This is a genomic window from Dictyoglomus sp. DH (assembly GCF_055181375.1).
In genome coordinates this window covers 660,175-685,550 of sequence record NZ_CM143706.1, presented here as the reverse complement: position 1 = coordinate 685,550, position 25,376 = coordinate 660,175, and the positions used below count along the sequence as shown (strand labels likewise).

The following is a 25,376-nucleotide window of genomic DNA, read 5'->3' as shown; positions in this document are numbered from 1 at the left end:
TCACAGTCTACCCCCGATAACCCCAAAACCCTGGGGGATCGACAGAAATATAAATTTTCACATCAAAACCTATTTACATCTAATTTTTCTCATGCTATACTACCAACAAAATTGTAGCGTACCTATAAGGGATTGAAACAACACTCTATACTGCAAAATCTTGCGACATCTGCATGTTTGTAGCGTACCTATAAGGGATTGAAACATGAAGGTAATGACATCTCCTTTTGCTCCGCATCCGAGTTTGTAGCGTACCTATAAGGGATTGAAAATGGGCTATTGTACATAAAATGAAAGATAAAGCTAAATATTTAAAGAAAAAAGTTCCAGCGATATTCTTAGCCCTAAAAAGAAAAGACACTCCTTTTATAGCTAAACTATTTGCACTAATTACTATTACTTATGCTCTCTCTCCTATAGATTTTATTCCTGATTTTATTCCTATAATAGGCTATTTAGATGATTTAGTTATTCTTCCCTTATTAATTTCTCTAACTATAAAGGTAATTCCTAAAAATATAATAGAAGAATGTGAAAAAGACATAGAAAAAAAAGAAAATCTCCGCTTAAAAAAGAAATGGTATTTTAGTATTCCAATTATATTTCTATGGAGTGTAATCTTTTTAATAATAATCAAAAAGATATTTCAAAAATGGAAGTAAAATTAACATAAAAATCAATAAGATTTTTGTAAATATTTGTCATTAATGAATAAAAATATGTTAAAATAAAAACATGGGGGAAAGAGTAATTATAAAAACCAAAGAAGATAAAGAATTTACAATTCTCTCTTTTACCCTCAGTGAGAATATAGAACCGTCAATACTTAGAGAAATTGCTCCTCCCAAAATTAATTCAAGAAAAGGTTTAATAATAAGTGGAAGAGGTCCTATATGGCTTTATGGCTTTTTAATTCATTATTATCACTCTACTCCATTTATTGCTGTATACGATCCAAGATTAGGGGCTGTTGTTATAGAAACTCACGTACCTTCAATAAAAGTGGGGGATGTTTTAGATATCTATATTGATGGGGAGGGATAAACTTGGATGATAAAAAAATTCTGCTTTCCTCTTTATTTCACGATATAGGAAAAGTCTTAGAAAGGACTAAAAAATTTGAAAAACAAGAATTACCCCCAGAATTTCAGAAAATTTCTTATGGACACCCAAGATATTCTGCCTTATTAGTAAGAGTCATAAGAGAAAATTCAGACAAAAATTTTCCCAAGTTTTTAGTTGAAAACCTAACAGAAGAAGTAGAAGATATAGTTTTAAATCATCATAATCCTACTAATGAATACGGACTTATAGTACAAATTGCAGATTGGCTTTCTTCTTCAGAAAGAGAGGAAAAAGAAGAACAAAAAGGAGAGTACACAAATATACCATTATCAGCCCCCTTCAAAAGAATAGACGAAAATGCTGATGATCTTTTTTACCCGTTAACAACTTTAGAAAATATATTCCCTAAAAAAGAAGTAAAAATAGATCCATATGAATATGACAAACTCTTTAATGAATTTCTAAATAAACTCAAATATGTGGAAGATTTTGAACAACTTTTACTTCTTTATGAATATTACTTCTCCAATGTACCTGCTCAAACTGTAGGTTTTGAACCTGATATATCCATATATGATCATTCCAGAATTACAACAGCTCTTTCTCACATTTTATACAAAAATTATACAAATGGAATATTAACAAGAGAAGATTTAGAAAAAATAAAAAAAGGACTGCAATCACAAAAAAGAGATAATACTCAAGACAATATATTTGATAAAAAATTATTTACTTTTATAAACGGAGACCTTTCTGGAATCCAAAGTTTCCTTTTTAACGTCTCTTCAGAAAGGGCTGGCAGAATGTTAAAAGGAAAATCCATATTTTTAGATCTATTAACAAGATATTCGGCAAAATACATTCTTGAAAATACAGGATTTTCTCAGGTAAATGCTATATACATTGGAGGAGGTAATTTTGAACTTTTATTATCATACATTCCTGAAGATATCTTAAAAAAACTTAGATCTTTTATTATAGAAAATTTGTGGAAACTTATTGAAGAAGACTTATATCTTGGTATTGAATGGAGTTACCTTTCTATAAACGACTTATTTAACTTTATTGAGAAAAAAAGAGAACTTAAAGATAAATTAGAGATAAGAAAAAAGAGTAGATTTAAAGAAATTGAAAATTTTTATGATCTAATCATCAGTCCCAAAAACGAAGATATTAAAGAAAGAGAACACTGTACAGTATGCGGTAAAAGAAAAATAGAAGATGCAAGTCCACAAGAAAGATGGTGTAGCACATGTAAATCTTTTATAGAGTTAGCCAATAAAGCCATAGAATCAGAATATCTCATAGAAGAAAAAATAGAAATAAATAAAAACTATCCTGAATCAGTATTTGATTTTTTTGAAACACTTGGCTATTCTTTATCTTTTTCCAAAGATCCTTTTAAATCTAAAAACACAAGAATATATAAACTTGAAGACATATCTGTAGACAAAAATTTCATTCCTCATGGATTTCTTTTAGGTAGTTATCGAATAGAAATTACTGACTTTGAAAAAATAGCAAAAAGTAACATAAAAAAGATAGATAGTGAGGAATATGGTGATAAAAAACTTGCCTACTTAAAAATGGATGCAGACAACATGGGCTCTATATTCAAAGAACTTTCTGAAAAAGAAAAAGAACGAATCAAGAACAAAGAAACAACTATCTCCCTAACAAGATATGGTATATTGAGTAGAAGGATAGAATTATTTTTTGAAAAAGAAGTACTCAATTTAATAAAAGAATGTCAAAAACAAAAAGAAAATCAGACATCAGAAAAGGACAAAAAAGGATACATATATCCAGTATTTATAGGAGGAGATGATCTATTCATTATTGGTACATATGATGAAATAAATGAACTTGCATTAAAAATACACTCAAAATACAAAGAATATACAGGTTCTAAAAATGTATTCACAATATCAGGAAGTATATACTACTTGCCAGATAATTTCCCCATAATAAGAGGAGCATCGTTAATAGAAGAAGGTTTAGAAAAGGCTAAAAGTTTTAAATATCCTGAAGAAGAAAAGCCTCAAAAAGGAAAGATATGTATAGAGGAAGACATATTAACCTATAGGGAATTTGAAGAAGCCTTGAAAATTTCTGAAAAATTAACAGAAGGAATTTTAAAAATGAGTAAAGAAAAATACTCAAGAGCTGTTATTTCAAAAATTCAAAGATCTATAAAAGGCTTTAATCCTCTTCTCGAAGCAAGCTTAAAAGGTAAGATAAGCCCTCCTGCAATATGGAGATTTATGTATTATTTAAGAGATTATAAAGATTTAGCAGAGAACTTATCTAAGATTCTTCTCACTAATCTCTTTGAAAGGGGGGAAGAAAAGATAAGAAATCCAAGATTAATAATAGTTGCTACTAAAATAGCCAAAATGAAAACAAGAAGGGGGCGTGAACAATGAATAACAATCCAATAAAAGAGAATAAATCTCTTGAATCTATATGGAAAGAAAACGTAACAAAAAAATTAGAGCAAAGTTTTTCAAACAAAATTTTAAACTTCGATAACTTGGAATTAGAAGAATTTAAAAAATTCAATAAACAAATACAAGATTATATGCAAGAAAGAGCCTCTAATATCACATCATCAAAGTTAAGAAAAATCTTTGAAATTATTAAAAAAGCCAAGTCTGTTACAGATCTTGTAATGGCTCTACCTTATTTAGCCTACTTAGTAGGAAGAGAAGATAGTAAATCCAAAAAAGAGGCTCTAGGTGAGATCTATATACTATTAAAAGAACCAATAATGCAGGCTACAGATGACAAAACCCATGTTAAAAATATTCAAAAATTTATGGAAACCCTTGTAGCATACCAGAAATTCTATGGTAAAGATTAATTTAAGGGGGGAGAATAATGAATAAATTCATAGGTAAATTATTTATAGAAGGTGAGATAACCTTAGTTACAGGCTTACATATAGGTGGATCTAAAGAAACAGGAGAAATTGGTGGACTTGATAACCCTGTAATCAAAACAGTCAAAGGTGTTCCTTACATACCTGGTTCTTCTCTAAAAGGTAAAATTAGATGTCTTCTTGAAAGAAAACATCTAAATTTAGAGAATGGCGATCCATGCGGTTGTGGTAAAGAAAATTGTGTAATTTGCAATCTTTTTGGTTCTCACTCAGCAAGAAATAAAACCTTAACCCGTTTAATTGTCAGAGATTCCTTCTTAGATGAAGAACATTTTAGAAAGGAATTTGGAGAGATATTAGAGGGTGAGTATACAGAAGAAAAAACTGAAAATATTATAGATAGAATAAGGGGTACAGCTTTACATCCAAGAACTATGGAGAGAGTTCCCGCAGGAGCAAGATTTAAATTCTCAAGTGCAATAAGTTTTTACGAAAAAGACAACATAAAAGAGTTAACTACTACCTTTATTGAAGGTTTAAGATTATTAGAGGACGATTACCTTGGCGGAAGCGGAACAAGAGGTTATGGACAAATAAAATTTGAAAACCTTAATTTTTATGTAAAAAATGTTAACTCTTATATTGGAGATAATAAAAAACATCCTATCAACACAAACATAAAATCTTTAAGTGATATAGATATTAGCAAATTAATTGAAGAATTAGAAAGACAAATGAAGGTGAAAAAGAATGAGAGTTGAAATTTATAAGCTTTTTAGAGAAGGACCTATCGTATTACATATAGGGCTTAGAAGAATGGATAGAACCTCTCATTTAATTCACTCAGATACCCTTTTTTCTGCTCTTAGTAATTCATTATTTAAAATATTTGATGAGAATAAATTTAATGAATTTGAAGAGAAATTAATCATCTCATCGGTATTTCCAGGACTCAGAGGACTATCAAAAGATATACTTTTCTTACCAATGCCCAATATACCAATAAAACCAGCAGAAGATAAAGATCACAAAAAGTTTAAGAGATTTCAATGGATTTCTTGGAATGGGCTAAAAGAATTACTTAAAAATTACGATAAAGACAATGAAATAATCTATTTAAAGACAATAGAAAACTTAAAACCTATGAACTCAAAATTCTTAATCTCTAAAGAAGAATACGAAGAACTAAAAGAATTTAAGGAAAAAGATGAAAATATTATATTTATGGAAACAAATTTGGAGCCTAAAGTTTCTATACCAAGAGTTCCAACAATATCTGAAGAAAGAACACAAGGACTATATTTTCAAGAAAATCTAGAATTTTTTACTATCACTACTTCTACAGGAAAGAAAATTAAACCTTTTCTATATTTTCTAAAAACTAAAGATGATTCATTAAATGAAATATTTATCCCCGCCTTAAATCTTTTCATAGAGGAAGGTATTGGTGGGGAAAGAAGTACTGGAAAAGGACAATTTGACTTCTATGAAAAAGATGAATTAGATCTTCCAGATGATGGGGATCTTGAAATTACATTATCTCTAAGCTCGCCAAGAAAGGAAGAAGTAAACAATATTATATATTTTAATTTGGTAAAAAGGGATGGATTTATATATTATCAAAAACCAACAGGATATAGAAAAAAGACCCACTTCAAAATAGGAGAAGGATCCCTGGTAAGGACACCTTACAGAGGAGAAAATATAGATGTATCGCCAATAAAAGATATGAGAGTTATCTCCTATGGGAAATCTATTGGCTGGAAATTTTCATGAGGAAGGGGATTAAATATGAAGGTTAAAATAAAAACTATAACCCCTACTTTAATAAGAAGTGGTGAAGAGCTTTCCAATGTAACAGATTGTGTTATACAAGAAAATGAAATAAAAATAATAGATAAGGAAAAACTCTTAAATATATTTAAAGGAAAAGACCCCAAATCTTTTGTAGTTGAGCTTTCAAATACTATAATTAACGAAAAAAGAACTATCTACGATTTTCTAAATAACAAAAAAATTAGCATAGATCAAGTAACAAAGTATACTCTTAAAGTTAAAAGCAAAATAGATCCTTTTGAGAGAAGAAGCATATATATGCCAATAACCACTGGAAATAAAGCATACATTCCAGGAAGTACTTTGAAAGGAATCATAAGAAGTGCTTTACTATTTTACTATTTTAAGAATCTAAGCAAAGAACAAAAACAACTTGATATAACCCAAAAAGAAATTGATAAGGCTTTAAGAGATGATCCATATGATCCATCTACAGACATAATGAAGTATATAATAGTAAAAGACACATCTAGTATTCCAATTACAGACTTAGAAGTCTATAAAATAGAAAGATTACCCCATAAAAAACTTTCTCAATACATCTTAGCAATACCAGGATCAAAAGAGTTTTATACAGAGATAAAGTTTAATATCTATAATAAAAATCTTCCTAATTTTTGGAATAAATTTTTTGAGAATAAAGATGATAACCTTTGGAAAGCTTTACAAAATTATTCCCTATTATTAGTTAAAAAGGAAATAGAAATCTTAGAAAGATTAAAAAACAAAACTCAAGAAAATAAGGACCTATTTAATAACCTTATAGAACATTATAAAAAAATAGAAGAAAGATTGGAGAACAATAAAGTTGTTTATATTCCTATAGGATTCGGTAAAACTTATTATTTTAATTCCTTAGGATACTTTTTACCGGAAAGTGTTTTGAAAGATAAAGTAACAACAAAAAGAAATATATTACCAAAATTTTTCCCTTCCACAAGATGGGCTTTAAAGTTAGGAGAAAAATATTACCCCTTAGGATGGTGTGTATTAGTAAGAGATGAGTAAATTAATATGTGCTCTTGTACCCAAGGGTGGAAACGAATATATTTATCATTTTAATGATAATAAAACCTCCAACAAAAAATCCTTTAAAGGGAATTCTACTATTGGAGCAATAACACAATATCTTATCTCTCAAAATGAAGAATTTAAAATTCTCCTTTTAAGACCTGAATCAATTGATAAAGAGGAAGAAGAAAAGTTAATATCAGAACTTTTACAATATCATGTTCCTAAGGAAAATATTAAATGTGTTGAAGTTCCTGTAAAAGGAAATTATGAAAGTAAAAAATTCAAACTGAATAATCATATCATTACCGCAGACATTGCTTTTTTAGCAATGCAAGATAGCACCGATGATAAAATAAGAGAAATAATTTTGGATGTATCAAGAGGACTAAATTTTCAGATTTTAGTTATTGTGGATGCATATAGAAGATTTCTTGTAGCTCAGCAAGCCAAAAACTATATTGATAAAGCTAAATGCCCAAAATTTTATTATGTATATCTTACTCCAGTAAATCTAAAGGAACAAGAGTATGAAGTAACCTTCGAAGAAGCAAAAACACCTTTTTTCGTAGATTATTTTAAAAATGTAAACAAACTTCCTTTTAATTTTGACACAGATTACTACCCAGAATCCATTCACCTTTATCAAGAATTTAACTTCATTAAAGAAATAATTTCTTGTGTTAATGAATGTATATCTGCCATAAAAAAGGGATTTGCATTAGCCTTTCTTACCATAATAAATTGGAATAATATTGAAAAATTACTGAACCTATCCTATTAAAAAATTACTTTGAAAAGAATAAAAGAATTAATTGAGACCTTCTCAATAGAAAAAGACAATACTAAAGAAATAAAATTATGTATGGAATACTCTTTGGGAAATTTGTGGATCTACATTTATCTTCTTGAAACCTTTTATAAAATATATAAGGAATACGAGAACAAAATAGATATAGAAGAACATAGAAAATGGGTAAAAATAGAAACACTAAGAGACTTTAATGAAAAAATAATCAGAAATCATTTTAAAGAAACCAGTGCATATACATTACTAGATAATGAATTGGAAAATTTCAAAAAGATATTTGAAAAAGGCGAAAAAGAAAGAAAATACCCTTCTTCAAATTTAGAAAGAAATTTTAATGCTCATGCTGGACTACTATACGAATTTATAGATCAAGATTATAAAAATTTAAGATTATCTTACAAATTAGGAGAAATTCTTGACAAAGATCATAAGAAAAAAATAGAAGATTACATAAAAGACTTTTTAAAAGTTTACACATAAAAAAATGAAAAACATACTTCTTTCTATCATAGGAATTGGTAGAAATCAAAGTGGAAAAGGGTACATAAAGACAAAATATAAATTTGAGAATGGACAAACCTTCGAGACTGCTTTTTTTGGATCTGCTCTTTATCGATACTTATTTAATGAGAAGAATATAGATAAGTGGTATATCCTTGGAACAGACAAATCGTCGTGGTCTGAAATTATCGATACTATAGATGAAGATTATAAAAATAATCTAGAAGAACTATATTATAAAGTATGGGATGAAGAAAGATCTGGAATATCGAAAAACACTCTAAACGAGTGGCAAGAAAAACTTTCTAACTATATACCAGGTATAGAGCTAATAAATATAGATCCTTTAGATTACAAATTTTATGTAGAATTTTTAATAAAAAATCTCCCTGATGACGGGCTTTACATAATATTGGATATTACCCATGGTTATAGATTTATGCCATTTATCCTTAGTTTCTCTATAATGTACATAAAAAATTTTAAAAAGATCGTGGACTTAGATATATATTATGGAGCCCTGGAAATGAAAGGAGACGAAGCACCTGTCATAAAAATAGATTTTATAAATGAATTATTCAAATTGACCACATCTTACGAAATTTATAAATATTCAGGCTATTTTCCAGAAATCCTTAAAAATCTTGGTATTCAAAATACGGAAAATACATATTTTCAAATAGAGATGAACTGGAGACCCCAAAAAGAATTGAAAGAAATTATCGCAAAGTTGAATAATATTAAAGACAGCTATAAAATGTTATGCGCAGAGAATATAAAGAAAGAACTACAGCCTCTTCTTGAAAAAGAACTATTAGAAGATCGAATGATAGAAAGAGCAAAATATTTTTTTGAGAAAAATCAATATCTGAAAAGTCTCATTTTGATATATGAAGCTATAACTATACGCATGCTAAAAAGATTAGGGATTACTAAAATTCATGATATACCCAACAGAAAAGAATTCTTAAGAGATAAAATTCCACAAATAATAAAAGAAAAATGGATGCAAGATAATTTTAAAATTTTAGAAGGAGTAAGAAATAGTGCTGTACATGGAAATATAAGAGACTCCTCTTTATATCAACATATAAAAGATAAAGAAAAATTTTCTGAACTTTTCAAATCATCATTAATTCTTTATGAAAAACTTAAAAAATAATCTTCTTTAAAATTACTTTAATTGACTTTTATCTCATAATTAAGTAAAAAATAAATGCTATGTGGACAAAATTAGATTGTTATCCATGTTTTCTAAAACAAGCTCTTTCTGCATTAAAAAGATCCAATTTATCTGAAGAAAAAAAGACCGAAATAATAAGAAAAGCTGCTGAGTATATATCTACTTTATCTCCTACAGAATCACCAGCCTATAACACTTATCTTACATTTAAAAAAATCTATGAGATGGCAGATCTTAAAGACCCCTATTATGAGGAAAAGAAACATTATAATAACTTAGCCCTTAAGCTATATGATACTCTAAAAAATATTGTAGAAACTTCTGAAGATCCTCTTTATACAGCTATAAAGGTTGCTATAGCAGGAAATATTATTGATCTTGGCATTCTTGATATATCCAAATTAAATTTAAGGGAATATATTAAAGATATCATAAATACACCTCTTGCTATAGATCATTATCATTACTTCAAACAAGAATTGGAAAAAATAGACGAGATTCTTTACCTTTTGGACAACGCTGGTGAAATAGTGTTTGATAGAATTCTAATAGAGGAGTTATCTAAAACAAAAATTATCATAAGTGTGGTAAATGAATATCCTATAATAAATGATGCCATACTTGAAGATGCATTAGAGGTTGGACTTAATAAGTACTCTAAAGTAATTACCACAGGATCAGGATCTGTAGGAAAGCCACCTGAGCTTGGATCCAATGAATATCAAGATATCTTTTATAATGCAAAATTAATCATATCAAAAGGACAAGCAAACTATGAAAGTTTAGAAGGAAGAGGTTATAACATTTTCTTCCTTCTTAAGGCAAAATGTGAAATTGTAGCAAAGAATTTAGGTGTAGATGAAGGTGATTCAGTATTTTTATACGAAAAGGCTAATCAAAAGAGATAATAGCAAGAGATCTATCTAAAACTAAATTATATACTTTATTTCCCACAAAGACCTTTACAAAATAACAATTATTTTTTTCTTCCACCTCTAGTTGAATATCTTCTTCCTTTATTATTCCTTTAACCTTCAAATAATCTTTAACTATATCCTTGATATTATCCTTCGAAACCTCGCCCACCCTTTCCACTTCTCTTATTACATAGCCTGATCCTCTTTCATCTCCTACAAGCTCTATGGTAGCATAAATAAGATCTAAAGGTCTCAAGTAGTAACATAAAAGTAGATTTCTATTTTCATGAAGAAACAAAACTTTAGGATCTATATTTTTCAAAGAATAGGGAACAGCTAAAATCAAGTCTCCTTTCTTAACAAAATTTTTATACCCTTCTACTGATCTACTTTCTAATACTTCCAACACTAACTCTACATATGGAAATTTACCTAAGATTACACTTTTTACTCTTGCCAAAATCAAACTTTTATTTTCAATAATCGGCATACTTTGGGCAAAGGTATATTCCCAAAGAAAAAAGACACTCAAAATCATAACTAAGAATCTTGTTGTATTCATTTCTTCATACCCCCTTAATTTCACAAGCCCAAAAACCATAATTTTATTATATAATAATTAACGTTGGAATTTTAAAATAAATGAGGGAGGTTCAAGATGCGAAGGGGTATATCAATTCTATTAACAACTATCATCTTCTTATTACTCTTATTTACATTTACCTTTGCCCACTCTTTCCCAATCACCAAAATACACATAATGCCACCTCATGAAAAACTTTTAGAAAAGAAAGTTGAGATACCAAAACTTCCTGAAGTAACACCCGAAAGTATTCCACAAGGAACAAGAATTTATGGAACTATCGAAAAGGCTCAAGGTATAGGGAAGGCTATTGTTATCCCAGTAGAATTTACAGATAAGCCTAAACAACCAGACGATGTTATTCCTTCAAACTACTTTAATATCCTTTTTAATAGCGAAGGTGCAGATTGGAGTACTATCAATCCATATAATGTAGGAAGCGTAAAAGAGTTTTATTTAGAAAATTCATATAACCAATTTAATATAACAGCCACCGTACTTCCATGGTATACAGCAAAATATACCTACACCACATATATAAATGATGAAAATAATGGTTTTAACGGAGGAGTCTTTGTATTAGTTCAGGAAGTTTTACAACATACAGTGGATAGTGGTTATGATTTGAGAAACTACGATGTAATCTTTATTATCCATTCTGGACAAGGAGCTGAATGGTCAGGAGATCCCAACGATATATGGTCTCATGCCTCTGCAGTATACGTAACTATAAATGGGCAAAGAGTTCCGGTAAGATATACCATTCAGCCAGAATATATGTTAGATTATGACTCTCTTGGAAATCCCGTCATAGTCCCTCAAACAGTAGGAGTATTCGTTCATGAAATGGGGCATGCATTTGGTAAACTTCCAGATCTATATGATAGAGATTACTCTTCACTGGGACTCGGAAGATGGAGTCTTATGGCAGGAGGATCATGGAATGGTCCAGTAGGACCTGGGGGATTTACCCTTGGTGGTGGACCCTCTCACTTTGATGCATGGAGTAAAATCCAGCTTGGATGGGTTACACCAATTGTACCAAAAGATAATTTGACTAATGTTACAATTCCACCTGTTGAAAAAGAACCAGTAGTATATAAACTTTGGACTGATGGAGAAGAAGGTCCTCAATATTTCTTATTGGAAAATAGACAAGCCATAGGATTTGATCGTTTCTTAAGAGGCTTTGGACTTCTTATTTACCATGTTGATGAAAAAATGAGAAATTATCAAAATGATGTTGAGTGGTATCCAGGACTTGATCCTACATTACATTATCTTGTAGCTCTTGAACAGGCAAATGGCTTATGGCAGCTTGAAAAAAGAGCATCTTCTGGAAATTCTGGACATCCATATCCTGGATCTACAGGAAATACAACCTTTGACGCTAATAGCACACCAAACAGCAATGCTTATGGAGAAATTCCCACAGGAGTCGCTGTAAGAAATATCTCAGTTTCAGGAGAAAATATTATTTGTGATATAGCTGTTAAGCAAGAGGCTGTACCATCTGCACCAACATTTATATCCCATTTTGCTTGGCTAAATGAGAATCCAAACACTTTAAGACCACTCTTTAAATGGGTAGCTCCAAATAGTACAGAAAGCCAACTTCAAGTAGCAGAAGATCCAAACTTTGAAAAGATAATTATTGATATAACTACAGACAAAACTGAATACAGACCAACCCTTGAGGAAACCTTATATCCAGGAACCACTTATTATGTAAGGGTAAGATCTAAAAACTCTATAGGTTACTCTCCATGGACAACTAAATCCTTCACAACCCCAACAACTCTTGAAGCCTTACTAGTATCCGATGACGGAGGAGAATATGGTATAGCTCCATATATTGAGAAAAGTTTAATAGACGCGAATATAAACTACTTTATAATAGATGTATTTAATGATAATGCCGTACCATCAGCAGATGATATGGCATTATTCAATTTTGTAGTATGGGCTGGAGATTGGGGAGCCATATACGATCCCTCTATACAAGAGGAAATAATGAGATATTTAGATAATGGAGGAAAATTACTTATATCAAGTCAAGATCTTGGATGGGGATACTATGCAGGTTATATTGATCCTAAATTCTATAATCAATATTTAAAAGCAGAATTTGTACAAGATGATGTGGGTATATATTCTGTAAAAGGTTTAAGTAATACTCCATTTTCAAATATCTCTTTTAATATTAATACAAGAGACTCTGCTATGAACCAAGTATATCTTGATGAAATTGACCCATTAGAAGGAGCAGTACCTATTTTTATGTACGATCCTAATATTTCACCATCACCTATAATGCCTGAAATTAAAATACCAGAGAAAATAAAGGTTAAGAAATCACCATCCATTGTTAACAAGGTTACAGCCTCATCAGGTACAGCAGGCTTATATTATATAGATCCAGATAAACATTTCGGAGTAGTGTATTTAGCCTTTGGTTTAGAAGGAGTTGATCCATCAGTATCTGGAACAATAATGAAAAAAGTTAAAGATTTACTTACAAATCCTCCAAGCATAACTGCTACAGCAACTTCCGTATTTGATCCTTCAAAGAATGAAAATTGCAATATAAATATAACAGTATCAGATGAAATAGGCTATTCCTACTTAACAATAAAAGTTTACAGTACAATTAATGGCCAAAAGAATATGTTAATTAAGACCTTAGAAAACAATACAAAGGTTATAAACGGTACCTATCAATATACATGGGACGGAAAAGATGAAAGTGGAGCTATTCAACCATACGGAAGATATTTAATAGAAATAATTGCTAAGGATGAGCTAAATAACACTACTAAAATAAGTTCTTACACAACTATACCTTCCTCTTTACCTTTATCTATCTTAAATGTCACAAAATTCACTAAATCCTTCAACCCTAAAGAAGGTCCTGCTGAAATTTTCTTTAATATAACCCAAAATGCTAATGTAAAATTTATAGTTTACGATCTTTCTGGCGTTAAACTTTATGAAAGAGATTTAGGATACTTGCCAGCTGGCAATTATAGCATCTTGTGGGATGGAGTAAATTGGAAAGGTCAAACGTTAAAGAATGGTCTATATCTATTCCAAATTGTGGCAAAATCAGATCAGGGTGAAGTAAGAATAAACAGATTTATAGGTATATTGAAATAATCTTGTCTAATTTGATAGGATATAAGGGAGGACAAAGGTTATGAAAAAAATAATTTTAATAAGTATAATTGGATTGTTTCTCTTATCTTATGCCTTTGCAAGTAGTACAGGGGGAGCTTTCTCCCCCATTATTCTTAATGCAAGATCAGCTGGTATAGGTGAAACCTATGTAGCTATTTCAGATGACTTAGGCGGTTTAGTTTATAATCCTGCTGGACTTACAAATATAGATATAGTAACAATTGGATTTAGCCACTTACAAATACCACAAGGATATACAAGAGTAGAATTTATTGGAGCAGGATTGAATATAAATGGGACAATAGTAGGAGCTGGTTTAGAAAGCAAAGGAATTACAAATGAGGAAGAACTCCTTTTCCCATTTCAAGAAAATGCAATAAGCTTAAATATTGCAAGAAAAATTCTTCCCAACTTAAGCCTAGGCTTTAGAGGACATTTTTATTCAGCTACCCTTGATACTGCCAAAGCTACAGGTTTTGGATTTGATTTTGGAGCCATATATGAAGTTAATAATATGTTAAAAGTAGGTGCTTGTTGGTACAATCCCATAAGCTATCTTAAGTGGAGTACTGGAACAATAGAATCGGTAGGAAAGGAAGACTTAGTTTTAGGTACTGCTTTAATTTTAGACCTTAAATCGGTACTATTAACCCTCGCATTGGATGTATCTCTATATGAGAAAATGTACTTTTATCAAAGATTGCACATAGGATCAGAAATAAAAATACCTGGAATACCTGTACTTTTCAGAACAGGATATAATGGCGAGAAAAACACCTTCAGTATAGGGATAGGACTTAATCTTAATAAAATCCAGTTTGATTACGCCTTCTTGTATTCAAAAGACCTTTCTAACCAACATATTTTCGGGCTCTCATTAAAATATTAAAACTTTTAATAATAGATAAAGAAAAGGCCTCCCATAAAGGGGAGGCCTTTTTATTTTATATAAATATGCTACAATTTTTATAAAAAGATCATAAGGAGATAATTTATGTGTGGTAGATTTACCCTTATACAAGTAGAAAAAATACCTGAGAGATTTGATGTAAAAGTTTTAGGTGAAATTAATTTAAGAAAAAGATATAATATTTCACCTGATCAACCCGTACCAATAGTTTTTCAAGAAAGTCCTAATAAATTAGAAGAAATGACATGGGGATTTATAACTCACTGGGCAAAAGAAATACCAAAAGAAAGACCTATAAATGCAAGAGCAGAATCCCTTCTTGAAAAGGCCATGTTTAAAGATTCCTTTTTAAAGAGACGTTGCTTAGTACCTTCTGACGGATTTTATGAATGGAAAAAAGTGGGCAAAGAAAAAATACCTTATTACATAAAAATGAAAGATAAATCTCTTTTTGCCTTTGCAGGGATCTATGATATTTGGATTAGTCCAGAAGGAAAGCCAATTAAAACATTCACCATAATAACAACAGAACCAAACGAACTGATTAAAGAAATTCATGAAAGAATGCCCGTAATACTAAGTAAAGAGGATGAGAAAATATGGGTAAATAAAGAAGAAAAAGATGTCAATAAACTTCTTTCTCTTCTAAAACCTTATCCTGCAGATGAAATGGAAGCATATCCTGTATCTAAAAAAGTTAACAATCCTCAAAATGACTCTGAGGACCTTATAAACCCTGTAAAAATCTTTTACTTTGGAAGGCAAAATAAGCTTGATCTTTAATTATGTTTCTCTATCCAGTCATAGATAGCATTATAAAATCTATCTTTATATTCCTCATCCTCAAAAAGTTCATGATATCCACCTGGAAATTCTATTAAATTCTTATCATCTATGGTAAGTTTTTTGAAAAATTCTCTTGCCCCATCTGGATCCACGTATCTATCCTCAGTAGGGACAAGAATTAAAGTTGGCACTTTTATATCCTTAGCCTTTTCATGAGCTAAACTGATATTCTCAATCATACTTAATCCAAGCCTAAAAGATATTTTACTATGCATAAGAGGATCGTTTGCAACTTTATTAATTACTTCTTTATTCCTGGATAAATACTCGGGATCTAATTTATTATTTATAGTAATATGTGGGAAAAGCCTACCAATACTTCTTGCCACAAAATTTGTCAATGGATCTACCTTAATTCCTAAGGCAGGAGCAGATACTACAAGACTTTTAATTCTATCTTGCCTTTCTTGAGCATATCTTACAGCAATAAGTCCCCCAAGACTATGTCCAAAAATATGAAACTTTGGAATACCAAAAGTAACCTCATCAATTACACTTAAAATCTCTTCAATTGTAGCATCTCCCCTTTTTCCATCACTTCTACCATGCCCCGGATGATCAAAGGTAACAACTCCATACCCCATATTTACAAAATCTTCTACCATTTTTCTATATCTTCCACTGTGCTCTCCAAGACCATGTACAATAACCACCCATCCCTTCTTTGGATTTCCCTCCTTTAATGAATAAATCATTTTTAAAAGCCCCCTTTATCTTGACAATTTACCACCCCACAAAAGGCTTTACTATAGTATAGACATAGAAAATTCCAGAAATAATAGAAACAATATCTTGCCAACCTTTTATAAATACTTCAGGTACAAATATGATATCATTCTCCTTTATTTCAATATCCAAATCACTTCTTCCTTTATTAATAATTTCATTCATGTTAATAGGAATAACTTGAGTTTTACCATCTATCTCCCTTACCACCGCTATTCTTTCAAGATCTGCTCTATCTTTTAAACCTCCTGCTATACCGATATATTCAGTTAGCCTACGTCCTTCCCTATATTCATAAGCAGCAGGATTGCTGACCTGTCCTAATACATAAACTAATCTTCTTTGCTCTGGTATATAGATAGTATCTCCATCTTCAAGTTCTAAATTATCTTTTTCAATTCCCTTTACAGCATTATCTACTCTAAACTCATAAATCACTTTTTTACCATTTTCTACTCTCTCTAATTGACCCTTCTCTCTTGATGCCTTTTCTGTAATTCCTCCTGCTTTTAACAAAATATCCCTTATTCTATCCCCAGCAACAATCTCATATATACCTGGATTCCTTACTTGCCCTACTATCTTTACACTCTTTGTTATAGGTGGTACGTATATCACATCCCCTGGATTCACCTTTATATCTTCTTCACTCTTCTCCCCTAATACAAGTACCCTATATAAGTCTACTACTACTTTGTTGTCCTCTCTTCCTCCTTTCCTTATCTCTATATTCCTTGTACTTCCATTCGGCAATACCCCTCCTGCTCTCCTTATTATCTCACTTACCTTCGCTCCCATTATCGCTTCTCCTACTACCTCCCCTCCCTCTTCTCCCTCCGCTACCATCTTCGCCTCTTCTACAAGTTGTATCGGCCCTGGCTTTCTTACAAATCCCAAAACATACACCCTCTTTTGTTCCCTTAGTACGGTTATCGCATCTCCATCCCTTAGCTCTATATTCGCCTCTTCTCTCTCCTTCTCATCTCCATATATCAATTTATATAAATTAAGCTCTATCCTCTCCCCACTTACCCTATCTAATACCGCATCATATAATGATGCACTCGCCGTTAATCCTCCCGCCATATCTATTAAATCCTTTAATCTCTCTCCTCCTTTTATCTCATATATACCTGGATTCCTTACTTGCCCTACTATCTTTACACTCTTTGTTATAGGTGGTACGTATATCACATCCCCTGGATTCACCTTTATATCTTCTTCACTCTTCTCCCCTAATACAAGTACCCTATATAAGTCCACTACTACTTTATCCCCTTCCTTTCCTCTCTTCCTTATCTCTATGTTCCTTGTACTTCCATTCGGCAATACCCCTCCTGCTCTCCTTATTATCTCACTTACCTTCGCTCCCATTATCGCTTCTCCTACTACCTCCCCTCCCTCTTCTCCCTCCGCTACCATCTTCGCCTCTTCTACAAGTTGTATCGGCCCTGGCTTCCTTACAAATCCCAAAACATACACCCTCTTTTGCTCCCTTAGTACGGTTATCGCATCTCCATCCCTTAGCTCTATATTCGCCTCTTCTCTCTCCTTCTCATCTCCATATATCAATTTATATAAATTAAGCTCTATCCTCTCCCCACTTACCCTATCTAATACCGCATCATATAATGATGCACTCGCTGTTAATCCTCCCGCCATATCTATTAAATCCTTTAATCTCTCTCCTCCTTTTATCTCATATATACCTGGATTCCTTACTTGCCCTACTATCTTTACACTCTTTGTTATAGGTGGTACATATACCACATCCCCTGGATTCACCTTTATATCTTCTTCACTCTCCTCCCCTAATACAAGTACCCTATATAAGTCCACTACTACTTTATCCCCTTCCTTTCCTCTCTTCCTTATCTCTATGTTCCTTGTACTTCCATTCGGCAATACCCCTCCTGCTCTCCTTATTATCTCACTTACCTTCGCTCCCATTATCGCTTCTCCTACTACCTCCCCTCCCTCTTCTCCCTCCGCTACCATCTTCGCCTCTTCTACAAGTTGTATCGGCCCTGGCTTCCTTACAAATCCCAAAACATACACCCTCTTTTGCTCCCTTAGTACGGTTATCGCATCTCCATCCCTTAGCTCTATATTCGCCTCTTCTCTCTCCTTCTCATCTCCATATATCAATTTATATAAATTAAGCTCTATCCTCTCCCCACTTACCCTATCTAATACCGCATCATATAATGATGCACTCGCCGTTAATCCTCCTGCCATATCTATTAAATCCTTTAATCTCTCTCCCCCTTTTATCTCATATATACCTGGATTCCTTACTTGCCCTACTATCTTTACACTCTTCCCAATTAGCGGAATATAAATAAAGTCTCCCTCTTCTATATATGGATTTTGTTCCAAATCTCCATATTTCAGAAATCTCATATAGTCTATATTAATTACTTTATCCCCTCTTTTTATCTGTATATTTCTCATAGATGCTGAAGACTTTAAACCTCCAGCAACCTTTATCACATCATCAAGAGTACTTATAGCAAGCACTCTGTATGCACCTGGATTTACTACTTCTCCTGTTATAACAATATTTATCTTTTTTATATTAATAATATCCACTATAATGTTAGACCTTGGATAAAATCTCATCAGTTGTTTTGCTATTTCTCGAGTCGCTTCCGCTAAGGTTACGTTCAATATTTTTATATTTCCTACAAGAGGAATTAATATATGCCCTGTTGGCGAAACAGCCAAGTTAAAACTCATAGTCTCGTTTGTTTCCCTTATTATGTATACCCTAAGAATATCTCCAGGCCCCAATAGATATTTCTCTGGATCAATAACCTTTCCAGAATATATACCTTCTACTCCAATTGCTCCTTCTTGGGCATAAGATAGTAAAAATATAACTAAAAAGAATAATACTAAAAAATAGACTTTCTTTCTCATCTTCTTCCCCCTTAATCACTCTTCACAGGAATATTTATTACATCTCCATCTTCAAGAAGAATATTAACACTCTCATCTTTATCTTTATAATATTTAGAAAGATCTAAATTAATTATTCGCTTTTTCTCTGTTATGTACCTTTCAATTATGATATTCTTAATATCAGCCCTTACTGTAAATCCTCCTGCCATCTCTATTAAATCCACAATCCTCTCCCCTGTCTTTATTTCATACATACCGGGCACCTTAACTTCTCCAAGCACTCTTACAGTCTTCTCTTTTAATGGTACATAGATGATATCTCCAGGCACTATCTTTATATTTTCTTCTTCTGTATCTCCTTTTATCAAAACTTTAAAAAGATCTATCTCTTTTATCAACTTATTATCCCTTATTACTTGAATCTTTCTTTGGCTTCCTACAGTAAGTATTCCTCCTGCCATTCTTATTAACTCACTCACTTTTGTATTTTCACTAATCTCTTCTAGAATTTGAGAAGTATAAGTTGCTCTTTCAGAAGTACCTTCTCTAATTATAAAAGATTTAGGATTTTGAACATAACCAAGTACATAAACCCTATTTGCTCTTTCTGGAACTACCAATGTATCTCCCTCATTTAAAACAATATTTTCTTTTTCATCTTTTTCATAAATCAATTTGTATAAATTAACTGAAATAATCTCCTTTTTATCTTTTCCCTGTCTCTCCACATAAGCTGAAAATAGATCTGCATTAGGGGTAAATCCACCAACTATATTTATTATATCCCTTAACATCTCACCCTCTTCTATTTCTACCATCCCCGGATTTTGTACTTCTCCAAAAACCTTTACTATTTTTTTAACAATAGGTACATATATTATATCTCCCTCTTTAATATCAGGATTTTCCTTTTCATCCCCAAATTTTACATATTTCAAATAATCTATTGAAATAATATTATTTCCTCTTTTTATCTGTATATTTCTCGTAGAAGCAGAAGATTTCAAACCTCCAGCAACCTTTATCACATCATCAAGAGTACTCATAGCAGAAACAAAATATGAACCAGGACTTACTACCTCACCAGTTACAGATATTTTTACATATCTTGGTAATATAAGCTCAAGTTCTACTCTACTTCTTGGATAATAAGCTAAAATCTTTCTTGAAACCTCTTTAGTTGCTTCTACCAGAGTTAAACCAGCAACTTTGATACTTCCAGCCACAAGGAGATTTATAGATCCAGTTGGAGAAACAAAAAGCTCATATATTTCTGGCTCTCCTGTCTCTTTCAGAATATAAACTCTTAATTTATCTCCAACCCCAAGAACATATTTATCAGGGTTTATGGGTCTTCCAAAGAATACATCTGAAGATAACCTTGAGGTTGTATAGGTTTGGGCTAAGGTAATTGAAAGTAAATAAAACATTCCCAGTATAATCAAAATAAATATTTTCCTCATCTTTATCCCCCAACTATTATATTTTCTCTTTATTTTAACATAAAAAATCAAATAAATTTAGAGAACAAAATGCATTACAAAAAACATACTTGAAAATTTTGAAATAAAAGGAAGGATTTTTTTAAAATGAAAGAAATCAATAAAATTAGAAGCTAACATCATGACTATTAATCTCAAAGAAAGAAAGCCTGTAATTAGAGAAAGTTATAAAGATATCTAAAAAAGAAAGCACTCTTATTTTTAATGAATTTACTACTTTTGTCTTAAGAAATCATTCCAAGACTTTTGTCTCTAAAGCTAAAGGGAAAATTATAGCATTTAGAGTAGAAGTAAAAAGATATTTTGGCTATACACTAAATATAACAGATATGAGCTATGCCATGTAGGAAGCACAAGCTTGGGTATTTATTACCTTAAAAGAGATTAGAGAAAAATTACTTTTCCTTCTCTTGATATTATGGGAGAAAAAGGAATTAGAAATTCTATAGCAAAAGTTTCTTGGAAAAGGAGAAATTTAAGAATAAGTTAATGAAAAAGCATAAAAATTTAAAGCCAGCAGTGATAAAAAGAGGGATGAAAAGAGATTGGATAAAATTTATATTCATATAGAATATTATGTGAGGCAACAGGGAGAAACTAAATCTTCCTTTTAATCCTCTCAATTCAACAAGGTCCGTTTATGATATAATCTAATTGAGGAGAATATTATTATGGATAAACTTCAAGAGCTTATAAAGATTTGTAAAAAATATAATATTGCCCTTTGCTATCTTTTTGGAAGTCAGAAAGATAATGCATTAAAGATTTTAAAAAATGAAGAGGTAAAAATAAAAGATCCATTGGCAGATATAGATGTAGGAATAGTATTTAATAAAAATATTGATGATATACCAGAAAGATACAAACTGTATTCAAATATATATAATGAAATGGAAGATATATTTAAACCCTACAAATTGGATTTAGCTTTTCTTCAGGAATGCCATTCAGTTTTCCAGTTTGAAGCTATAAAGGGAATATGTGTATACAGCATCTCTGAGGATTTTAAAGAAAATTATGAAACGATGATACTGAGAAAATCAGCAGATTTTAAATATGTGTTAGATAAATTCTATGAGGAAGCATTAGAAAAATACAAGGTTAAAAAATGATAAATAAGAATTTTATAAATGAAAGATTATTAATGATAAACTCATTTCTAAAAGAACTATATAAATTAGCTGAATTAGATGAGGAAACTTTTTTATCTCAAAATCTTTATACTGCAGCTTGTGAAAGTTTCCTAAGAAGAACTTTAGAAGCCATTTTTGATATAGGACGGCATATCTTATCAAAAAGTGGATATATAGATCTTTCCTCAGAATATAAATCTATTGCTAAAGGATTAGTAGAAATAGGAGTAATAGACAAAAAGTTAGGAGAAAAACTAATTCAAATGGCAGGATATAGAAATAGATTAGTCCATATGTATCATTTAGTTAGCGATAAAGAGCTATATCAAATAATAAAATCAGATCTTAAAGATATAGAAAATTTTGTTCTCTCTGTTAAGGAGTATTTACCTAAATTTTAAAGTTAAGCTTCCTAAGTTAAAGATATCCAATTTTTCTTTTCCATTTATAAGGCTTCTCTCAAAATAATCTGTCTCTTATTTTGTGTGAATATTTATTTTTTATCTTTTCTTCTAAAAACAATCTTTAACATCTTCTTTATTATCTTTGAAACGAAATATCCTAATCTTTCTTTTCTGAAATATTCCCATAATCAATACCTAAATCATTCTTTTTCAGTATCTTATCTCTTATAAAATTTAAAAAATCCCTAATTGCCTCCTCAGGATCATCTGAAATATAGCTCTCAATTACATCTTCCTCTGAACCATTATGAAAATGTTTTGGGAAAGTCTTTATTTTCTCCCAATTTCTATGAGGTGCATTATCATGCCTAATATATAGAATTATCAATAAACCTTCTCTCCCAATGATATGAATATCTTCCCACTAACTTAAGAGAAAACCATATATCCAATAAACTACTATCTATTAAGAAAACTCTTGTCTCATTTATATCAGGTAAATGATACATACTCTACAATGTCACTATATTCTGTTTCTATGATATCTCTGAGTTTTTCAGTATCTATAATCACTTTAATTCTTTCAAGATTTTATCTATCTCTTCTTTTTTAAATTCTAAATGATCTAGCCTTTTAAAATCTTCAAAAGAGTCTTTTTCCTCTATTTTCACTTTTTCATAAAGCCTTTCAAAATCCTCAATTGATGAAATCATATACTTATTCATAATCTTACAAATTTCTGCCTTTATCTCTTTTAATTTTCTTTCTAAAAAAGTTACCAAACTTTGTTTCATCAATTCATCTTCAGATAAACCAAGTTCTTTTGCTATAACCTTAATTTTTTCATTACTTAAAGGGAGTATAGAAGTCATTAATTTCTCCTCCTATATTATCCTTCTTTTTTCTGCAAGAAAGCTTTTAGACTTTCCTTAATCATTAGCTATCTTCTTTTACCCTCAATTTAAATTATAGCACATTACATCTGATAACTTGTATGCTAAGCTGGGGGTTTTACAGAAAAGAAATGAGAAGGTATGTAGAAGAGGAAGAAGTATGAGGGAGATGTTTAACAGAAGCATGAATTCTAAAGTATCCTACTTCCAATCTAAAAGGTCTAAAAACTTTATAGCATCACTAATTTAAAATATAATTTTGGCAGATAAGTTTAAAAGTATAGAAATATAGTTTCCTATCTTTTCTATTAGTAATTCTTTATTAAGTATTCACAATAAACCTAAATTCTCTAAAATATCTATACTCTTTATTATAAAATCTTCAATGGATACCTCAGACTCATGAGGGATATGAAGCTCAGGACTTTCTATTGGATGTTCATGCATAAATCCACCTTCTCTATCTATTCCATAAATCCTATTATCTTTTACTACTAAAGCCAAATTAACTTTGTTTTTTCTAATATTCACATAAATCTGAATAAAAATATCATAAGAAAATCCTAATCTACATAAAAGTGTTATATCAGTATAATCTAAGAAGAGAAGATTTAAATCATATTTAACTTTCAAGCTATATATATTTTTTAATATTTCATCAATTGTCATTCAGATGTTAATTCTTTTATCTTTTCTTGTATATATCTAATTCCCTCAATAGCGTGTTCCCATTCCATAGCATCATTTTCTACATCCCAAGAGTACCCCTTTTCTTTCACTATACCCATCCTCTCAAATTCTTCAAATGACATATTATATTTCTTTTTCATTTTCTCATCTACAATTTTATACAAGCGAAATCTTCTCTTATACTCTCTAAGAAGAATAGCTTTTAGTTCTTCTTTTGGAATCTTTTTTAATATACTCATTATTTCACTCCTTTTATTCTATTCCAAAAAACTAAAATTATTTTAATTCATCTCAATTTAAATTATAGCACATCACATCTAATATTTATACAATAATAATTTACGAATGAAAATCATTCAGATTATGAATTAAAATACAATACCTTACTCTTAAAGAAATTTCTGAAAGTCTTACAGAAAGAACTATTTACTTTGAGATATTCCCTATGACATATCTATAAATTAAAGATCTTGTATAAATAAATCTTTTAATTTATGTTAAGAAAACATTACCAAAGAAGAGACTTTAGAAAGAGTTAATCCTATACCCTTTATCTTAAAAGGTTTCATGCTACCATTATTATATATAAATGATTTAGAATCTATCCTTGTATGGTGTGAAGGATATATAAAAAACATAATTTATAAAGAAATCTTAAAGCTCTCTCTCAAATAGATAACCTTATTGATTTTAGAAAACTTATATCAGCTTTAGCTCTAAGAAGTGGAAATATAATTAATCAAACGGAAATAGCAAGAGAAATAGGAATAAGTCAACCTACTGTTCATAGATATATAAAACTTATGGAAATCTTAAATATAATTAGAAAAGTCCCTGCAAATTTTTCCAACAGACTAAAAAGAATTATAAAATCACTAAAAATATTCTTTATAGATCCTGCTTTTTGTGCTTACCTATCATAATATCACAACAAAGAAAGCTTGAAAATTGCTTGTGAGTCTGGGATTTTCTTTGAGACTATGCTCTTTCTTAATCTTCAAGCATATTCAGAACTTATTATTCCAAAAGGAAAACTATATTATTACAGATCCATATCTGGCAAAAAAGTAGATTTCATCATTGAATGGGGAAGAAAAATCCTTTGCTTTTGAGATTAAACTTACAGAAAACCCTACTATGAAAGATATTAAGAATCTTTTAGACTTTATTAAAGAAAGCCCAAATTCTGTAAGAGGAGTGCTTATTTACAATGGAGATTCAATAAAATATCTTCACTCAAAAGTAATTGCTATTCCTTAGTGGTTATAATAATATATTAGTTTTTCTTTCCATAACTCTTGCCAAAGTTGACACAATTTCTTCTATTTCTTCCTCTTTTAAATTGTTATGGAAAGGTAATGCTAATGTTCTTTTTGAAATATTTTCTGTAATTGGAAGCATAT

General features: G+C 30.6%; 27 protein-coding genes and 1 pseudogene. 18 read left to right on the top strand and 10 right to left on the bottom strand.

Going from position 1 to position 25,376, the window contains the following annotated elements; translation table 11 throughout:
* Positions 1-290: 290 nt before the first annotated feature.
* From ACY3JJ_RS03290 to ACY3JJ_RS03240, 11 genes are all read left to right on the top strand, one after another.
* Positions 291-662 (top strand): YkvA family protein, encoded by a 372-nt coding sequence (locus tag ACY3JJ_RS03290; RefSeq protein ID WP_463092367.1) that lies wholly within the window; start codon positions 291-293, stop codon positions 660-662.
* A 73-nt stretch (positions 663-735) separates the two neighbouring features.
* Positions 736-1,044 carry a CRISPR-associated ring nuclease Crn3/Csx3 gene (gene crn3, locus ACY3JJ_RS03285; RefSeq protein WP_463092366.1) on the top strand — a complete coding sequence of 103 codons (309 nt, stop codon included), beginning with the start codon at positions 736-738 and terminating at the stop codon, positions 1,042-1,044.
* A 2-nt stretch (positions 1,045-1,046) separates the two neighbouring features.
* Complete coding sequence (gene cas10, locus ACY3JJ_RS03280) at positions 1,047-3,491, top strand: type III-A CRISPR-associated protein Cas10/Csm1 (protein WP_463092365.1); 2,445 nt, start codon at positions 1,047-1,049, stop codon at positions 3,489-3,491.
* A complete protein-coding gene (gene csm2, locus ACY3JJ_RS03275) occupies positions 3,488-3,928 on the top strand; it encodes a type III-A CRISPR-associated protein Csm2 (protein WP_463082600.1) in 441 nt (146 codons plus the stop codon). The genes cas10 and csm2 overlap by 4 nt, the downstream gene beginning before the upstream one ends.
* A gap of 17 nt (positions 3,929-3,945) precedes the next feature.
* Positions 3,946-4,707 (top strand): type III-A CRISPR-associated RAMP protein Csm3, encoded by a 762-nt coding sequence (gene csm3, locus ACY3JJ_RS03270; protein WP_463092364.1) that lies wholly within the window; start codon positions 3,946-3,948, stop codon positions 4,705-4,707.
* A complete protein-coding gene (gene csm4, locus ACY3JJ_RS03265; RefSeq protein WP_463092363.1) occupies positions 4,697-5,722 on the top strand; it encodes a type III-A CRISPR-associated RAMP protein Csm4 in 1,026 nt (341 codons plus the stop codon). Before csm3 ends, csm4 begins: the two co-directional genes overlap by 11 nt.
* Positions 5,723-5,737: 15 nt before the next feature.
* On the top strand, positions 5,738-6,790 hold the full coding sequence (csm5, locus tag ACY3JJ_RS03260; protein WP_463092362.1) for a type III-A CRISPR-associated RAMP protein Csm5: 1,053 nt from the start codon (positions 5,738-5,740) through the stop codon (positions 6,788-6,790).
* Positions 6,783-7,577: a hypothetical protein gene (locus ACY3JJ_RS03255; protein ID WP_463092361.1), complete on the top strand. Its 795-nt coding sequence runs from the start codon at positions 6,783-6,785 to the stop codon at positions 7,575-7,577. The genes csm5 and ACY3JJ_RS03255 overlap by 8 nt, the downstream gene beginning before the upstream one ends.
* Positions 7,578-7,586: 9 nt before the next feature.
* On the top strand, positions 7,587-8,084 hold the full coding sequence (locus tag ACY3JJ_RS03250; RefSeq protein ID WP_463092360.1) for a TM1812 family CRISPR-associated protein: 498 nt from the start codon (positions 7,587-7,589) through the stop codon (positions 8,082-8,084).
* A 4-nt stretch (positions 8,085-8,088) separates the two neighbouring features.
* Positions 8,089-9,267 (top strand): TIGR02221 family CRISPR-associated protein, encoded by a 1,179-nt coding sequence (csx2, locus tag ACY3JJ_RS03245; RefSeq protein ID WP_463092359.1) that lies wholly within the window; start codon positions 8,089-8,091, stop codon positions 9,265-9,267.
* A 59-nt stretch (positions 9,268-9,326) separates the two neighbouring features.
* Positions 9,327-10,196, top strand: a complete 870-nt coding sequence (locus ACY3JJ_RS03240) for a damage-control phosphatase ARMT1 family protein (protein ID WP_463092358.1) — start codon at positions 9,327-9,329, stop codon at positions 10,194-10,196.
* Here the strand turns inward: ACY3JJ_RS03240 and ACY3JJ_RS03235 are convergent.
* On the bottom strand, positions 10,180-10,767 hold the full coding sequence (locus tag ACY3JJ_RS03235; protein ID WP_463092357.1) for a hypothetical protein: 588 nt from the start codon (positions 10,765-10,767) through the stop codon (positions 10,180-10,182). The genes ACY3JJ_RS03240 and ACY3JJ_RS03235 overlap by 17 nt on opposite strands.
* Before the next feature lie 96 nt (positions 10,768-10,863).
* Here ACY3JJ_RS03235 and ACY3JJ_RS03230 point away from each other — a divergent pair, with 96 nt between their 5' ends.
* The 3 genes from ACY3JJ_RS03230 (at position 10,864) to ACY3JJ_RS03220 (ending at position 15,658) form a co-directional block, all read left to right on the top strand.
* Positions 10,864-13,944 (top strand): M6 family metalloprotease domain-containing protein, encoded by a 3,081-nt coding sequence (locus ACY3JJ_RS03230; RefSeq protein WP_463092356.1) that lies wholly within the window; start codon positions 10,864-10,866, stop codon positions 13,942-13,944.
* 40 nt (positions 13,945-13,984) lie between these two features.
* Positions 13,985-14,854, top strand: a complete 870-nt coding sequence (locus ACY3JJ_RS03225) for a PorV/PorQ family protein (RefSeq protein ID WP_463092355.1) — start codon at positions 13,985-13,987, stop codon at positions 14,852-14,854.
* A gap of 105 nt (positions 14,855-14,959) precedes the next feature.
* Positions 14,960-15,658 carry an SOS response-associated peptidase gene (locus ACY3JJ_RS03220; protein ID WP_463092354.1) on the top strand — a complete coding sequence of 233 codons (699 nt, stop codon included), beginning with the start codon at positions 14,960-14,962 and terminating at the stop codon, positions 15,656-15,658.
* Here ACY3JJ_RS03220 and ACY3JJ_RS03215 read toward each other — a convergent pair.
* The 3 genes from ACY3JJ_RS03215 to ACY3JJ_RS03205 are packed head-to-tail and all read right to left on the bottom strand — an operon-like array spanning position 15,655 to position 20,814.
* Positions 15,655-16,416 carry an alpha/beta hydrolase gene (locus ACY3JJ_RS03215; RefSeq protein ID WP_463092353.1) on the bottom strand — a complete coding sequence of 254 codons (762 nt, stop codon included), beginning with the start codon at positions 16,414-16,416 and terminating at the stop codon, positions 15,655-15,657. The genes ACY3JJ_RS03220 and ACY3JJ_RS03215 overlap by 4 nt on opposite strands.
* A 28-nt stretch (positions 16,417-16,444) precedes the next feature.
* Positions 16,445-19,369 (bottom strand): SLBB domain-containing protein, encoded by a 2,925-nt coding sequence (locus ACY3JJ_RS03210; protein WP_463092352.1) that lies wholly within the window; start codon positions 19,367-19,369, stop codon positions 16,445-16,447.
* Positions 19,370-19,380: 11 nt separating this feature from the next.
* The gene (locus ACY3JJ_RS03205; RefSeq protein ID WP_463092351.1) at positions 19,381-20,814 is read right to left on the bottom strand and encodes an SLBB domain-containing protein; all 1,434 of its coding nucleotides are present in this window, start codon (positions 20,812-20,814) and stop codon (positions 19,381-19,383) included.
* A gap of 710 nt (positions 20,815-21,524) precedes the next feature.
* Between ACY3JJ_RS03205 and ACY3JJ_RS03200 the strand changes: the two genes are divergently transcribed.
* Both ACY3JJ_RS03200 and hepT read left to right on the top strand, forming a co-directional pair.
* Complete coding sequence (locus ACY3JJ_RS03200; protein WP_463092350.1) at positions 21,525-21,965, top strand: nucleotidyltransferase domain-containing protein; 441 nt, start codon at positions 21,525-21,527, stop codon at positions 21,963-21,965.
* Positions 21,962-22,387, top strand: a complete 426-nt coding sequence (gene hepT / locus ACY3JJ_RS03195; protein WP_463092349.1) for a type VII toxin-antitoxin system HepT family RNase toxin — start codon at positions 21,962-21,964, stop codon at positions 22,385-22,387. Before ACY3JJ_RS03200 ends, hepT begins: the two co-directional genes overlap by 4 nt.
* A gap of 160 nt (positions 22,388-22,547) precedes the next feature.
* Here hepT and ACY3JJ_RS03190 read toward each other — a convergent pair whose 3' ends face one another.
* The 5 genes from ACY3JJ_RS03190 to ACY3JJ_RS03170 form a co-directional block, all read right to left on the bottom strand.
* Positions 22,548-22,778, bottom strand: coding sequence for a toxin-antitoxin system TumE family protein (locus ACY3JJ_RS03190; RefSeq protein WP_463092348.1), 231 nt, complete (start codon positions 22,776-22,778; stop codon positions 22,548-22,550).
* Positions 22,759-22,899 carry a hypothetical protein gene (locus ACY3JJ_RS03185; RefSeq protein WP_463092347.1) on the bottom strand — a complete coding sequence of 47 codons (141 nt, stop codon included), beginning with the start codon at positions 22,897-22,899 and terminating at the stop codon, positions 22,759-22,761. Before ACY3JJ_RS03185 ends, ACY3JJ_RS03190 begins: the two co-directional genes overlap by 20 nt.
* 60 nt (positions 22,900-22,959) lie before the next feature.
* The gene (locus ACY3JJ_RS03180; protein WP_463092346.1) at positions 22,960-23,262 is read right to left on the bottom strand and encodes a hypothetical protein; all 303 of its coding nucleotides are present in this window, start codon (positions 23,260-23,262) and stop codon (positions 22,960-22,962) included.
* A gap of 351 nt (positions 23,263-23,613) precedes the next feature.
* A complete protein-coding gene (locus tag ACY3JJ_RS03175; protein ID WP_463082620.1) occupies positions 23,614-23,952 on the bottom strand; it encodes a hypothetical protein in 339 nt (112 codons plus the stop codon).
* The gene (locus tag ACY3JJ_RS03170) at positions 23,949-24,212 is read right to left on the bottom strand and encodes a hypothetical protein (protein WP_463082621.1); all 264 of its coding nucleotides are present in this window, start codon (positions 24,210-24,212) and stop codon (positions 23,949-23,951) included. Before ACY3JJ_RS03170 ends, ACY3JJ_RS03175 begins: the two co-directional genes overlap by 4 nt.
* A 423-nt stretch (positions 24,213-24,635) precedes the next feature.
* Here ACY3JJ_RS03170 and ACY3JJ_RS03165 point away from each other — a divergent pair.
* Positions 24,636-25,085, top strand: a pseudogene (locus ACY3JJ_RS03165) (DUF4143 domain-containing protein); the annotation flags it as partial.
* A gap of 25 nt (positions 25,086-25,110) precedes the next feature.
* Entirely contained in the window at positions 25,111-25,233 is a 123-nt protein-coding gene (locus tag ACY3JJ_RS03160; RefSeq protein ID WP_463092345.1) for a hypothetical protein, read from the top strand.
* A gap of 3 nt (positions 25,234-25,236) precedes the next feature.
* On the opposite strand, the gene ACY3JJ_RS03155 is transcribed toward ACY3JJ_RS03160, so the two are convergent.
* Entirely contained in the window at positions 25,237-25,374 is a 138-nt protein-coding gene (locus tag ACY3JJ_RS03155; protein ID WP_463092344.1) for a DegT/DnrJ/EryC1/StrS family aminotransferase, read from the bottom strand.
* Positions 25,375-25,376 lie beyond the last annotated feature (2 nt).